The sequence below is a fragment of the Thermogutta terrifontis genome, from assembly GCF_002277955.1.
Taxonomy (GTDB): domain Bacteria; phylum Planctomycetota; class Planctomycetia; order Pirellulales; family Thermoguttaceae; genus Thermogutta; species Thermogutta terrifontis.
Window position 1 is genome coordinate 2,101,775 of record NZ_CP018477.1, and the last position, 14,469, is coordinate 2,116,243.

The 14,469-nt window shown below is 56.8% G+C and carries 9 protein-coding genes; 1 reads left to right on the forward strand and 8 read right to left on the reverse strand.

The features are described from left to right. Positions 1 to 6: 6 nt before the first annotated feature. From THTE_RS07855 to THTE_RS07890, 8 genes are all read right to left on the reverse strand, one after another. Positions 7 to 1,248, reverse strand: a complete 1,242-nt coding sequence (locus tag THTE_RS07855; RefSeq protein ID WP_095414910.1) for a glycosyltransferase family 4 protein — start codon at positions 1,246 to 1,248, stop codon at positions 7 to 9. Between the two features lie 258 nt (positions 1,249 to 1,506). Continuing rightward, positions 1,507 to 2,751, reverse strand: a complete 1,245-nt coding sequence (locus THTE_RS07860; protein ID WP_095414911.1) for a HEAT repeat domain-containing protein — start codon at positions 2,749 to 2,751, stop codon at positions 1,507 to 1,509. Between the two features lie 294 nt (positions 2,752 to 3,045). Continuing rightward, positions 3,046 to 5,937, reverse strand: a complete 2,892-nt coding sequence (locus THTE_RS07865) for a PD-(D/E)XK nuclease family protein (protein WP_157731920.1) — start codon at positions 5,935 to 5,937, stop codon at positions 3,046 to 3,048. After that, on the reverse strand, positions 5,927 to 7,564 hold the full coding sequence (locus tag THTE_RS07870; RefSeq protein WP_095414913.1) for a methylenetetrahydrofolate reductase C-terminal domain-containing protein: 1,638 nt from the start codon (positions 7,562 to 7,564) through the stop codon (positions 5,927 to 5,929). Before THTE_RS07870 ends, THTE_RS07865 begins: the two co-directional genes overlap by 11 nt. A gap of 183 nt (positions 7,565 to 7,747) precedes the next feature. Further along, positions 7,748 to 8,410: a corrinoid protein gene (locus THTE_RS07875; protein WP_095414914.1), complete on the reverse strand. Its 663-nt coding sequence runs from the start codon at positions 8,408 to 8,410 to the stop codon at positions 7,748 to 7,750. Positions 8,411 to 8,639: 229 nt separating this feature from the next. Continuing rightward, positions 8,640 to 9,701 (reverse strand): hypothetical protein, encoded by a 1,062-nt coding sequence (locus THTE_RS07880; RefSeq protein WP_095414915.1) that lies wholly within the window; start codon positions 9,699 to 9,701, stop codon positions 8,640 to 8,642. Between the two features lie 168 nt (positions 9,702 to 9,869). After that, positions 9,870 to 11,045, reverse strand: coding sequence for a sialidase family protein (locus THTE_RS07885; RefSeq protein ID WP_095414916.1), 1,176 nt, complete (start codon positions 11,043 to 11,045; stop codon positions 9,870 to 9,872). Positions 11,046 to 11,102: 57 nt separating this feature from the next. Continuing rightward, complete coding sequence (locus THTE_RS07890) at positions 11,103 to 12,425, reverse strand: right-handed parallel beta-helix repeat-containing protein (RefSeq protein ID WP_095414917.1); 1,323 nt, start codon at positions 12,423 to 12,425, stop codon at positions 11,103 to 11,105. A gap of 552 nt (positions 12,426 to 12,977) precedes the next feature. Between THTE_RS07890 and THTE_RS07895 the strand changes: the two genes are divergently transcribed. Then, entirely contained in the window at positions 12,978 to 14,420 is a 1,443-nt protein-coding gene (locus tag THTE_RS07895; RefSeq protein WP_095414918.1) for a sulfatase-like hydrolase/transferase, read from the forward strand. Positions 14,421 to 14,469 lie beyond the last annotated feature (49 nt).

Here is a 14,469-nt window from a genome sequence, read left to right on the forward strand (position 1 = left end):
TCCTCTTTAAGCAGCCGCTTTGTGACGTTTCAGCTCGTGATCTCCAATGGCAGCATAGAGCGTGGCTTCTACCTCATCCACGCACTTTTGGGCGTCAAACTGTTTTCGTCCCAGTTGATAGGCGCGGCGCCCGGCTTCGCGAAGCCATGTCGGATCTTTCAGGGCCGTGACCATCATCTGAGCGGCCTTGCAAATCTTTTTGGCCGGCAGCACCAGCCCGCAGTCATGCTCTCTGATCAGGTCCGCCAGCCAGCCTTCATGGTTGATGGCAATGGGGCGCCCGGCAGCGAGGCTGTCAAAGAACTTGTTAGCACAGTTCTTATGAAGCGCAGGTACGTCGATAACGGTTGACATTGTCATATCGGCCGCTGAGAAAAACCGCGGTACTTCATCCTTGGGGACCGGTGGGTGGATGTAGAGCGTCCGATTGAGAACCCCCAGTTGTTCGGCCAGTTCGCGAATAAGTGATTCCTCTCGGCCGCGTCCTAACAGAAGAAACCGGGCTTCGGGAAGGCTCTTTTGTACTTCCGCTGCGAGACGAACGATGTAGGAACAACCATTGACCAACCCGAAAGCGCCCGCGTACAGGACGAGGGGCCGGTTGGCCAGCCATTGATTCTCCTGGCGGAGCGAGCGCCCCCATTCACCAGGGACGTCGAATCGCTTGAAGTCACAGGCATTGGGCACTACTCGCACCCGCTCTCGCGGATAGCCCGTGGCCACCACGCCGTCAGCCATCATGGGCGAGCGAGCGATCACGAAAGCAGCGTTGCGGTAGGCGAACCGTTCTAGCCATCGGGCCGCCGCTATGCTGAGGGGACTTCGCAAGGCCCCCAGAGCGATGGGGACCTCCGGCCAGAGGTCACACACCTCAAAAACCATGGGACAGCGCCAGCGCCGGGAGGCGTAAACGCCGGGCAGGGCCACGGTGAGCGGTGAGCTGGCCGCATACACCAGATCAAATGGCGGAAGCCGTCGAATGTGCCGGATGCACCAGGCGGCAAATGCGAAAAAAGCCACAATCCTGCGCCAGTAGGGCATCTTGTTTGAATAGGCGATCCGGGCCCAATGAACCTCGACGCCTTCCTCGTTCGTGACATAACTCCCACCGCGTCCTGCCGCTTGATCAGTCGTCAACACCGTGACCTGATGGCCCCGGCGCGCAAGGCCCGACGCTAGCACGAAAGGAAAAGTACCGGTTGCCAACCGGGGAACTGCAAAATGCTGGTTGATAAGCAGGATTCTCATAGCAACGCGCCATCTCCTCTTCCGTGAGCAAACAGACACCGCGAGTCCTCAACCCAGGCAGAGCCCCATTGGCGGTTATAGCTGCTTGGCGGCGATCATAATGGATACCGCGCTGCCTGGACAATGCCGATTCTTTAAGAAGGAAGACTGCGTTGCTTTGGAGATGAAAAGAGCCTTGGAAAATGAGCTGTTCTGGAGAAGAAAGAAAACTTTTCTCAATAACGTCTCGCCGTGAAGTGAGACTTCATACAGTGGCCGTTACTGCAGGGCCTTGGCCGCTTCCGATCGTTTTTGCTCCGCGTACCATTGCTTCCACAGACGGACGTCAAAGCTGAAATTCTTACCGCCGCTCAGCTCCACAAGTGCCTCAAGCACGCCCCGATTCGGGATCGCCCGCTCGACGATCTTTGTGCTGTCACCGCCGCCCCCAGCACCGAACGTCATGCCTGACTGGCCCGTGCTGGAACTACTGAATCCCGCGCCAATAGCGCCGGGGGGCCGCCTACCCGGTATGACGAACTTGTGGCGTGTGATCAGGGCGTCGATAAGGGCCGGGATGGCAGATGGGTCACCCATCTTTTTCAGGGCCTCCCCCGCGCGATTGACGATCACGTTGTCTTTATCCTTAAGGCGACTCACAAAGTAGGAGACCACTTCCCCCGATTTGGTTGGAGCCAGGAAATCGAGGGCCCGGAGTCGGATTTCCTCCACGGGGTCTTCGAGGGCGATGATTGCAAGGGCCCGCAGGGCCTCTGGCGAACCGATTCCCCCCAGAACATCCACCAGCAACAGGCGGACGGCATCCCGCCGTTCATCCTTCATTGCAAGCACCAGCGGCTTGACGGCGGCCGGATCTTTGATGGAGCGGAGTTCGTGTTCTGTGCCCACCGGGTCAGCCTCAAAGCGGGTCAACATCCGGTGGATTTTCTGGGCCCACTCCCGTTGCACAGCCGACTGCTGCTCCTTTTCTTGCTCCAATTGTACCTGCTGCGGGAGCATCCATCGGCCTTTGTAAAGGACATAGCCCATCGACTTCATGATCTCGTCGCGGGTCTTCCACTCGTTGCCCACCTTCTGGTAACCGAGAAGCGCCCGCGCCCGGGCGTTCTCCGGGTCCAACTCGATGATTCGCCGGAGGTGTGCCTCACGCTGCTCCGGGAGATGATGATCGCGACACCAATCGGCCAGTTTGAAATGGCCTTCCACGGTATCCGGCGTCTGGGCCTTTAATTGTTCGTATTCTGCTTCCACTGGACTGACCCGAATGATATCGGCGATCTCTTCGCGGGGAATGCTTAGGACAATGTTGTCCTTGGTCTGTATGCGGACGGCATCCTCATTCCCAGGATTCTCTTCCGAAAGCACCGCTCCTGTCACTTGACCGCCCGACTTCAGGATGATGGTGTCGCCAAACGCGGGAATGGTACCAGCTGCTGCAATCCAGGCGAGGAGAATGCCAGCACTCAATATCCGAATTGTCAGGAGATGGTACATGTTTTTCATCGTGCGGTGCACCTTCAGAATAGCTTCCGGGGCGGATCGAACACTTTCCCCTCATGCCCCTCTTTTAGTATAGGTCCAAGGGCCGACGGCGGCCAATCACGAAGGGGCCTGACAAGCGGGTTTTGCGGAGAAGTCCTTCGGAGGGGCACGCCTGTCGTGCCCGCCGAAACCAGGTTGAATCTCGCTCACACACGAACACCTGTGGAGGTCCGCGTCCTCGTTAGCAAAGGAAAAAGGGGATCGCTCAGCGACTGTGGCGTGGACAATATTACTTTGGCGGACGAGTTAGAGAAGTCAGGGAAGAATAGGGAAAAGGTCCGGAAACCGCCCCTCCGCATCATCCTCCGGCGGCCAAAAGATTCCCTGCCGAATCTTCCGAATAACCTCCGCCGCCGTGGCGTCGGCCTCAGCTAACTCTTCCTCGCTCCACTCCGCCTCGTACAGGCCGGTTTGCTGGACGTCCTTAGGAAGAACGATGTAGCCCAACTTGAGTGGTGCGTGTGTGGTTACCGATTGAGCGAGATGACGGTAAAGCGGCAACTGAAGATCAACCCATTTGAGAACACCTTCTTCGCGCCGGCGGTGAGTCTTTTCTGGCGGCATTGGGTCTTCACTCACTTTGTAGTCGATAATCAGGAATTCCGAGCCATCCCGCCGTCGGTCAATGCGATCGATTCGGCCGACAAGTGTGATGGGTTCACCATCAACGGTGAATGTAACCTCTTTGCTGGGGGTGTACTCGGAGTGAAGGATTTGCCATTCCTGCGCATGGAAGGCCTGAAAATTCGCGAAGGCCCGGAGTCGCTCGCGGAGTTGCTCAAGCTGAAGTGGTACGGACGGCCGCGGGGTGTGTGCCAGGGTTTTCTCAACCGTGCGATCCAATGCCCGTATGAGAAACTCAGCGATTTCATCGGCGGCGGTGCTATCCCGATGTTGAGATCGGGCGAATTGACAAAGCACCCGGTGTGCCAGATTTCCGAAGCTGAGCGGGTCCAATTCTTCCACGTCGTCGGAAATCGTCCCCAATTGAAGCACGTGGCGTAGATAAAATCGGTACGGGCAGGCAAGATAATCACGGAACTGAGTGACGCGGATTTCCGAAAAGGGCACGATGACGGTCGGTGCGGGGGGAGCGAGTGCCTCGCCACTTGGGGAATACTTGCACCATCGCGGGGGCCGACGTGGCGGTCCTTCGACACCCCCGAAAAAGGCCGTCACCCGTCTCACCATGCTGCCATCGTCGCAGGAAAAAAGAAATCGGCTGGGGAAAAGGGGGTTTCCCTCTGTGTCCTGCCGCCCGACGACGAGATGGAACTCCTCCCGACTGAAAGTGATCAGACTCAGCAAATAGGCATCCCGCGCGATACGCCGAGCGCTTCCCTCCAGTTGCAGCCACTCTCTCAATTCGGCCGTCAGGAACATTTCATTGCGCGTGATTGAAGGCACAAAACCCTCGTTGACGCTCGTCAAAACGGTTACCGGTGCATCATCCCAAGGGATGTCAAGCCATCCCATAATCTCCACGGACGGCCCTTTCAGGGGAGCAGGGACACGACTGTTGGCCAAATGATACCGAACCCACCGCAGTAACTCCCCAGGCGTTGTTTGCCATCCCAAGAAACTTTGCACTCGCTGGGGTACCTGCATCCATTCCCCAAGAGTCTCCACAATGGCGCGACAGACTTGAATAGTCTCTTCCTTTACATCGGAGTCGTTTCCGGATGGCTGGCATGAGGCATCCAGCACTGGCCCATAGAATTCGAGCAGAATGTCGCGGAGTCGTTCCGCGCATGCTGAGATCGGCTGAGCACGAGTCCAGGTTTGGGGCGAGAAACGTTGCCAGAGACTCAGCCACGCCTCTGTGACGGCGTTTTTCTCACCCTGCATGTCGCACTCGTCCATAAGAAGCGGGAGTCGTTCAGCACACCAGGTGTCGAACTCTGTGAGCAGATCAACGTTTCCGCCAGCGCGTCGAGCCAGCCACTGTTCCGCCACAGGGTGCCGGAGGAGCGAACCAAATGCTTCGACAGTTTTTTGCTCCAAAAAATCACCCAGTGCCTCGAAAAGTCCCCACACCGAAGTACGAATGACAGGCCGTCCCGGACCGTACCGGGCAGGCAATCCGTGGTGCTCGAGGGCATCCAGAATCAGGGGGACAAGCGACTCGTCAGGCGCCCCCACCGTGATATCTTCGATGCCGTATCGCTCATCCAAACGTGAAAGAAACCGGACGACGGCATACGCCTGATCTGACGGCTGCTGGCAAAGCGCGATTCGATCATCGGGGATGGGCTGCGGCAACTCCTGCCAGCATTCCGGGATCAAACAGCCAAGCTCGTCAAAGCGATCGGCGAACTGCCGCGGAGCCACGGTCAGAACCTTGATTTGGTCGCGGACCTGAGCCAAAAGCTGGCGGACAATCGGCGGAAGGTCCACAAGCCCGACAAGGAGTGTCTCCCGGTCCAAGCTGCATGCATTACGGGAACGCGCTTCAAAACGGGCGGCCACCACATCGCAAAGGCCTTCCCGGTCGAGAGTTTCCAGATACAGCCGTTCCAAGAGGTCGAGCGTCTCCCATCTGCCACGGTCAGGGAATTCTGGATCACGTTGAAGCGCGATCTGGAGGACGTCATGAAATGAGAATCCTCCACTACTTACTTCGTACCTCAACTGAGCGAGGCATTGAGCCAGGGACAACCACCGCTGGCTCTCCGTGGAGGTTGTCCAGTGGGGGAAAAGCCGTCGCAGGGCCGATTCATCTCGATATGCCAGCTCCTGCAGTGCGATGCACCATGCCAGAAGGCAGGTGGGCTCGCTAGCCGGTGGCTTTTCCGGCGAATAAAGGCGTTCAGGAAGCTGCCCCACTGTCATGACATCCGGTGGAAGCAAAATCACGCTGTGAGTTTGGGCTTTTTCCGCCAATTGGGCTAAAAGGCGTCGAACGGCCCAACCGGTCGGCAATACGATAGCGAGTCGAGAAAGGTCCCAGAGCTTCCCACCGGCGTTAGGCGGGTTGTTCTGGCATATGTAATCCAAGACGAGTTGAACAACTGGCCGCGACCAACCCAAAAAGATATGCTGAAAATCGCGGGATTTGCCGGCTGCTCGAAGCTGGGGCGTCAAATCACCCTGTGGCACTTCCGTTTTGACCGACTTGGAATCTCGACGTGGTCCCTTACTCACCATGCGTATTTGCCCCACCTGAGGTATCTTGACCGAGATCCCTCTTCTCAGTGACTCCGTGATGATCGCGATTGAGGTAGGTATTTGCCCAGGAAGAAGTATGGGCCAATTCTGCATTGTACAAAACGGGTGGTCCGCTGAGCATCTCTTCGGATTCCCCGTACGCTTTCAATCGTTCGTAGACAATAGCCCACAGGCACTCCTTGTTGCGAAGCTCACACTCGCCATCCACGGAGCCTCCGCATGGTCCATTCCGGCTGCACTTGGAGCACCAGCGTTTGGGACAAATATAGGCACAGTCCGGCAAACTGCAGTCTCCGCAGTCCTGACAACCGTACATCACGTATTTGGAGAATTTTTCCAGACCATATAAAACACGAGCCGGAGCAGGCGGCCGCGGTTTACCGGCCCAGCGTTGGTAGAGCCTCTGCGCAAGATTCCACAGGCCCTTCCCTCTTGTAAAGGCCAGTCGATGTACCAAGCGGGAAAGGCGGTATCCTAGCGTGACGTACCGGGAACGCCTCGGTTTTCTCAACGATTCAAGGTATTGCCGATTGATTTTCTCAGGTCCACTCAACCCCGTCTCGGGCTCGTGCTCAAAGAAGAAAAACTCGTCGGGAAACGAGAATTGGATTTCTTTTAAAAATTGACGCCAATCATCGGGGGCGAAAGAGTCCAGATGTCGGAGGACCTCCTCTAAGGACTCCAGCTTGTGGATTCCTCCCAAGTAGCCTGCGGCGAAGCCCAGCCCTCGCAGCACGGCCAGTTGTTTGGCAGCCAGTTCGGCGAAAAATTTCTTTCCGCGATCGGGACCGGCGGCGTATTTTTGGCAGAGTTCCCACAGTTCATCTGTGACGACGCATCCGGGGAGTTGGCGGTCGTGGAAAAGTTTGGCAACGGTTTTGGTGAGAAGATACACGTTACCAATGGCCGGAATACCCGAAATACCTCTTGCTTGGAGGAAAAGTTTCACCTCGTGGTATTTCCGCATATCGTAGCCGAGCTGGGTGATCACCCACTCCGCCCCGGTGGCGATTTTACGCACAAGCTTGAAGTATTGTGGGACAAGTTCGCGTTCGTAACGTTTAAAGGGAGAAACGGCACAACCTATGTAAAATCGCGTGGGCGGAAGGGTCTCACGTTTTCCTGGGCGAGTTGTGACACTCAGCCCCTCGTTCATGGCCTTAAGCAGCGCGATCAAACCAACCGAGTCAAGATCAAACACCCCTTGAGGTTTGCCACCGAAACCCGCTGTGGGATAATCGCCCGTCAGGGCCAGCACGTTGTGGAGTCCTTCTGCCGCCAGCCGCCACGCGAGGCTTTCCAACCCGGCTCGGTTGGTGTCCTTGCACGTCATGTGAATGACGATCCGATCCCGCTCGTTGAACAGAAATTGGGCTATCCAATCTGCCGGTAACATGGGGTTACCGCCAGGATTATCGGTGATCGAGATCCATCCGATACGAGGATGCGAGAGAAGTTCCCGGGCTAAGATGATCGGGGGCGCATCACCGGGATTCGCCGGGAAGCCTCGCGTGGAAACAATCTCCACCCCGATCGGGAATCCACCGCTCTCCAGAAGGCGTCGAAAGCTCAACCCGGAGGGCTCAGCGGTCGCCCCACCTGTCATGGTTCGACTCCAAAGATAAATGGGATTTTGTCGATCGCTGCCCCAAAAGTTCCCGGTGTGTGTTCGCTTTTCCGGGAAGCCGGCGGCTGCTTTCCAGTCGTGCTGAACAAAAGCACAGTATTCCCCGCGGAAAGACCTCAAAACCAACCAGCTTGATATGATCGGGTGCTTGACCAGCGGGTATCAGCCAGTGGTAGCCGCTACGGATCCCAGTTCGGCAGCGAGCCGTCGCGCGACATCAACGGCCTCGGTGGCGTTCTCGCCGTAGCCGTCGGCGCCGATTTGCTGGGCAAACTGCGGGGTGATGGGGGCTCCGCCGACCATGACGCGGACCTTATCGCGAAGACCACTTTGCTGAAGAGCCTCGATCACGTTTTTCATATTGAGCATGGTGGTGGTGAGGAGCGCGGACATCGCCACGATTGTGCCCGGTCTTTCTTGGGCAGCCTGCACGAACTTTTCTGGGGGCACATCCACCCCCAAATCCACCACTTCAAATCCGGCACCTTCCAGCATGGAGGCGACCAGGTTTTTGCCAATGTCGTGGAGGTCGCCCTTGACTGTCCCAATCACCACTCGCCCGATGCGTTTAGCACCAGTTTCTGCCAGTTTCGGGGTGATGAGTTCCAGAGCCGCTTTCATTGCCCGAGCGGCAATCAGAAGTTCCGGAACAAAATACTCATTACAGGCAAACCGCTGCCCTACTTCGTTCATCGCCGGGATCATGTATTTGGAGATCAGCTCCGAGGGATCTACATTAGCCTCCAAAGCGGCCTTGGTTACCTCCACCGCAGTTCGATGATCTCCGGTCACGATCGCGTCATAGAGTTTAGAGTAATCGCTCATGGACCCCTCCGAGTCGCTGTGGGCCAAAAGTCGTCATGCGGTCAACAAAGTGAGTCCGACCAACCGGATCTGTCAGGACTCGCCTCCAACCCTGCCGGGCAGTGTTCCCCTCAACTCCCGGGCGCTTCCAATATTAACCGGTTTGCCAGTCGCCTGCCAAGGGTGGTTGGCTCACCCCCTGCGATCCGCCACCGTCTCGAAGCAGAGCGGTTGTGGCGTCACTTCGCAATCACGCATACCAGGCGCGTTCACGTTGTCCTACCTTGTTGAGAGCTTCGATGGCTAATCGCACGTCCATCTCAATTTGAAAATCGAACATTCCCACCACGATGAAATCGGCCCCGTTTCGAAAAGCGTAGGCGAAACCCTGCTGCGGATGGATGGCGCCAGCGGCAAGCACCTTGAAGGCCAACCAGGGTTTTTGCACCGTTTTCATGAAAGCGGCGGTTTCTTCTGGGTTATTGCACCACATGTTGTCGTTATTGGCGTCATGGTCGCTGGGGTTGCCCCGCATCCAGTCAAACTCCTGCCGTCTTTCCTTCGGCGTTGCCGACCAGTAACGATCCGAATGGAACGTTTTCATGTAAAAGTCGACGGGAAGTTTTGCCTGTTCGCACGCCTTGACCACTTCCAGGGAGTGGCAGCCGATCCCCGCTGGGCGGCCCGTTTCGTGGATCAGGTCCAGCATTTGAGCGAGAGCATCGAGACCGCCGCCATTCATGAAATGGGAATCCGTCGATCCGCCGTGCGAATAGATACAGGTGGCCCCACGCTCAACCTGCTGCTCGATCACCCTCTTCATTTCAGCCCGGTCTTGGATGACGGGCACACACACAATTGTCTGAATGGGAGGATTGCGGTGTCGATTGTACTTGGCGATGACATCCCAGCAAGCTGGGTCAAGTTGGATCGTGTTGATCCCACAGGCCATGGCAAGGTCCAAAGTTTCGAACACCTTGGGTTCGGTGTTGTACTCGCGGAAGAGGCGAGACACGTAGATGAGGTCTCGACTGTGCGCCCACCCACCGATGAGATTTCCACCGATAATCAGGCGACTGATTGTGACGTTCCCAATTTTTCCGGTTGGCAAAGGTCCCGGCAGAGGTTCCGAGGGTCGCCGTGTCGCCGGTGGAACGCTCTCCGTTTGCGAGGCGGGTTGTGCCTTTCCTTCTGCTACGGCGGCACGAAGGATTTCTTCCTCGATACTTGTGTACGCCAGCCCCAAACCCGCCGCGCCTGCTAATCCATGGGCAAGAAAACACCGCCGATCTGTCTTGCGGACGTCGTTCATGATCAAGCCTCCCGGTCAATTGGAACCCGTTCAGACAACAACATTTTTTGCTCATCTCAGCAGCCAGCCGCAGTGGGCGCAAAAACTCACTCACTGTGGCCGCGCCTCATCCGCTACTCATTGTGTTCTACCGAAGGGCCGTCGATCAATCAGCGCGTTGCCCGTTCCTCATCGCGGCTCCACCCATGACAGGGAGACCGCGGCAAAAATGATCTCCTGGTACGCTTTCTCCCATAAGATGCCGAGGGTCTTATCGGGGAGGACCGCCAGGTCGGAGTAGGCCCCGGGTCCTTCGCTTATCAGACGTGGATTTTGAAACGTTTGCAGTTCGTCATAGCTAATCCAAAGCGTGAGGTTATTTCGCCCAGGACCGCGTGGACCCGTCCAGGCAATGCGATTGCGATCATCCCCCCTTTTCACCGAGGTCCACCGTTCCACGGCACAGCACACGGGAGTAACCTCCTGGCCAGGCCGTGGCTCTGACCAGGTTTGGCCACCATCGCGACTGAAGCTAACCCAACGGTGGGGACCATTCTGCTGCCGCATATCCAGGGCAAGCCTGCCGTCAGCCAATTCCACGAGCTGGCACTCGTCCACCCCCATTTCACCGGGGACAAATCCGCCTCTCTGCCAGGTTGCCCCATGGTCGTCACTGAAGAGGACAAAATCCCGGAAAGGACGGTAACGCCACATTGGGATGACGAGCCTCCCCGATGACAGTTGAATCCCACCCCCCGGCCCTGGGACGCTCGTGCCCCATTCCTTGTCCGCCATATCCCTAGCCACCGGCGTCAAATCGACAGGATCGGACCAGTGTTCCCCGTGGTCGTCGCTGAATCGGACGAGATTGAGGACATCGCGTGAACCCGGGCGGGCACGGTGGGTATTGGCTCCCGGCGCGCAGCGAAGGTAAAAAAGCCAGATTCGCCCCGTGGTTTTGTCGACCACCGTGGCAGGATTGGCAGAGGACCACTGGGCGCCCGAATGTTCAATCACACGTATCGGCGACCAGGTGCGGCCCCCGTCGCGACTGGTTTTCAACAGTAAGTCAATCTCCTGGCCAGGCCAGCCGGGGTCAGCACTGCTGTTGCGACGGCCTTCGGCAAAAGCCAGGAGTGTACCGTTGGGAGCGACCTCCAGAGCGGGAATCCTGATCGTGTGGTAACCTCCTTCTCCGGACGTAAACACCGTCACATGCTGTAAGCCAGGTTCATTGGCCGGTGCACGACATGGCCCAAACAAGATCACGCCCCACAGGATCGGAATAATAACCGTGTGCACGCGTGTCTTCCGCACAGATGCGCAAAAAGGAATAATCCCTGTGAGCGTCAACCAGGTTTTCATCCGTGGGAACCTTTCGATTGTTAAGGTAATGGAAGTGAGTACATCAATTCTCACTCTTCAATTGCTTTTTTGAAGCGGAGACTCTTTCGGCCATTCATCGGCTCCGATGTCTGGCCGGCTGTCACGCGGTTGCCGGTCGAAATCCTCGGTCACCTGAGGTAACGGGGTGCCCCCGTCGCAGACTGCTAATTGAGGGGTTTTGAGGTGCAAGTCGCCACGCTTGGGATCCGCAAATAAGTCTGGACTGGGTGGCAGTACCAGATTCTGCAATAAGCGTATTTCGCTGGTGGATTCGTTCCGAATAGGACTTCCCACGAGAAGATTGCTGGCCACTACGGTGCCTGAATTATCATGAACCAACCTGATGAGCCTTCCAAGGCGATTTTCGGGATCAAAAATCGTATTATTGGCAATAAGGCAGTCACGGGTATAGTCGGCGACAATATCTGATTCCGGACATTGAACGACAAAATTATTCCTCACAACAATATTGGTCGCGTGTACCGGAACGTCTGGCGGCTTGTATGAGTTACCGATCGCAATACCCACGTCACAGTTGATGATCACGTTGCGTTCCACGATGCAGTCCCGACTGTCGTGCCACAGGAATATGGCCCCGCGACCCTCTCGTGTACGGCCCTGAATGTTGTAAAAAACATTGTCCGATATAGTCCACCTCATGGCGAACATGACGTCAATACCGCCAATATAGTTACCCTGAAAATTCTCGGGCGTATCTGCGGGATCATCTGCGTAACTTTTGGGGCGATCATTATAGAAGAGACAATACATGACTCGGAAGCCTTCCGGACGAGCGACTGTGGCTGGAACCCGGACACCCTTGACCCCGCGTTGCCATATATTGTGCAGAATGCAGTTGTAAATGGTGACGCGATGCACTCCCGAGTCTGTATCCAGCTTGATGCCGTTCCATCGAACGTTTTCAATCGTAAGATCCGCGACAACGACGTCCGAACAACCATGGATGGCGAGAAGTTCGCCGAGTTGGTGCGGCCCGCCGTCGAGGATGACTTCTTCCCGTCGACCGGTGGCACCGCGAAGCGTCAGCCTGTCGGTGCGAATTTCCAGCCGACGAGGGAGCATGTAGCGACCGGGACTCAGAAGAATCGTTGTTCCTTCTTTTGCGGTCTCCACAGCCCGAAAGAGTTCCTCCACGGACTGGACGCCAACGACCGGCTCCGCTGGTGGCGGTAATGGCGGGGCCACGCGGATAACTGCCGCGGCGATGGGCAACTCAGGCTGCTGTGCGGGAAGCCGTGATAGAGATGGAGGCACGAGGTACGCCACGAGACTCAGGTGCAGTGCAATCGTCCACATAACCCGGGCCGATGATCGCCTGGGACGTCGGTACCACCCCATGATTCTGTTTCCTTGTTACCTCGGGAACCACCAAATTGCGAATCGAAAGTCGCTGCCTATTATGGCCGGGTTGCGAGACAGATGGCAACTGGTTTTGCAAAATATTTGTTTCCCGAATCGCACGCACGGCGGAACGGAATCTAACTCATCCCCCATTTTTCTCTACCGGTGAAAAAGGATGCCGACCTCGTCAACAGCTTGCGTGGGAGCGAGATTCAGCTTGGAAGGAGCTGGTTGCCAGGTCCCTATTCCAACGGCGGATAGTCGCTTTGACCCACCGAGCTCTATCTACTTGAACCTATAGGGGAATTCATGAATTGCCCATGAGGGAATGCGATTCGTCGATACGAGGCATTTGAGCGACGCGACTCGGGAACTGCCCCGACAGCCCGTTGGGCCTTTGGCTTGTGGCAGATCGCTAAAAGTGCGGGGATGGGTCTGGTTTTCACCGGGTTGCCGTCGAGATGAGAAGCACATTATCCTAGACAGGCGAAACAGGCGGTGCTTGGCTGGTCACTGGTCGCAACAACCAGCTCGGGGAGGGTGTGTACCATGCCGCGATCGATGATCTTTATTCTCGCCGGACTTGTTGCGGTTAGCACTTGGGCTTATGCCGGGGAAGAACGACAGGTCCGCCCCAATGTCATTGTGGTGTTTATTGACGATATGGGCTGGGGCGATTTCTCCTGTTTTGGGAACACGGAAGCGAAAACACCCAATGTGGACGCCTTGGCGGCCGAGGGGATTCGATTCTATCAGTTCTACGTCAATTCGCCGATTTGTTCGCCCTCGCGCTGCGCGATCACCACTGGCCAGTTTCCCACACGATGGCGGATCACGTCGTACCTGAACAATCGGGCGGACAATGCTCGTCGCGGGATGGCCGATTGGCTGGACCCATCCGCACCAACGCTGGCGCGGATTCTCAAGGAAAATGGCTATGCCACTGGGCATTTTGGAAAATGGCATCTCGGCGGGCAGCGGGATGTCGATGATGCCCCACCAATTACTGCTTACGGTTTCGACGAATCACTGACAAATTTCGAAGGGATGGGCCCCAAGCTGCTCCCCCTCACACTTCGCCCGGGTGATAAGGAGTATGGCAGAATTTGGGCAGACGCCGAGATTCTGGGAGGGCCCGTCGTGTGGATGCCCCGTTCTCAAATCACCAGCGGATATGTGAATGCCGCCATGGCGTTCATGCGCAGGGCGATTCGGGCAAACAAGCCGTTTTATGTCAATATCTGGCCCGACGATGTCCATGCGCCATTCTGGCCGCCGGTGGACAAGTGGGGGGACGGGACCCGGCCTCAACTCTACAGGGCGGTCTTGGAAGAGATGGACCGACAACTGGGGCCCCTGTTCGAATTCGTCAGGAATAATGCCAACCTAAGAAATAATACCCTGATACTCGTCTGCTCAGATAACGGTCCGGACGTCAATGCGGGAAAGAGTGGTCCTTTCCGCGGTGGGAAAGCCACGCTGTACGAGGGTGGCATACGGTCACCTTTAATCGTTTGGGGCCCCGGACTGGTGGTAAAAGAAGCGATCGGTACCTGGAACAGAACTTCTGTTTTCTCCGCCATGGATTTAGTTCCATCTTTATTGTCTATCGCAGGAATCCCAGTGCCAAAGGAAATCTCTTTCGATGGCGAGGATATCTCCCCTGCCCTGCTGGGTAAGCAGACTGTTTCCCGCAGCTCACCCCTATTCTGGCGGAGGCCACCGGATCGAAAGTTTTTTGCCGGCACCGGCCCGTATCCGGATCTGGCGGTCCGCGAAGGACGTTGGAAACTCCTTTGCGAATACGATGGTTCCCGCCCGGAACTCTACGACGTGGAGACCGATCCCGGAGAAAAGACGAATCTGGCCGATGCACAGCCCGCGGTGGTTGCGTCGCTGCGAGAAAAGCTGCTCAAATGGCACGCAAGCATGCCACAGGACAACGGGCCACAACTGGGTGAGGAAGATGGCCGCCGGAGCCGAAGTCAGTGAAGGGAAGGGAGTGCCGGTAAAAGACAGTGCCCCAGGCGGTGATGCTGCA

Bases quoted from the DNA above. Each gene is read 5' to 3' on its own strand.
- THTE_RS07855 (WP_095414910.1), bottom strand. From the start codon at position 1,248: ATGAGAATCCTGCTTATCAACCAGCATTTTGCAGTTCCCCGGTTGGCA.
- THTE_RS07860 (WP_095414911.1), bottom strand. From the start codon at position 2,751: ATGAAAAACATGTACCATCTCCTGACAATTCGGATATTGAGTGCTGGC.
- THTE_RS07865 (WP_157731920.1), bottom strand. From the start codon at position 5,937: ATGGTGAGTAAGGGACCACGTCGAGATTCCAAGTCGGTCAAAACGGAA.
- THTE_RS07870 (WP_095414913.1), bottom strand. From the start codon at position 7,564: ATGACAGGTGGGGCGACCGCTGAGCCCTCCGGGTTGAGCTTTCGACGC.
- THTE_RS07875 (WP_095414914.1), bottom strand. From the start codon at position 8,410: ATGAGCGATTACTCTAAACTCTATGACGCGATCGTGACCGGAGATCAT.
- THTE_RS07880 (WP_095414915.1), bottom strand. From the start codon at position 9,701: ATGAACGACGTCCGCAAGACAGATCGGCGGTGTTTTCTTGCCCATGGA.
- THTE_RS07885 (WP_095414916.1), bottom strand. From the start codon at position 11,045: ATGAAAACCTGGTTGACGCTCACAGGGATTATTCCTTTTTGCGCATCT.
- THTE_RS07890 (WP_095414917.1), bottom strand. From the start codon at position 12,425: ATGGGGTGGTACCGACGTCCCAGGCGATCATCGGCCCGGGTTATGTGG.
- THTE_RS07895 (WP_095414918.1), top strand. From the start codon at position 12,978: ATGCCGCGATCGATGATCTTTATTCTCGCCGGACTTGTTGCGGTTAGC.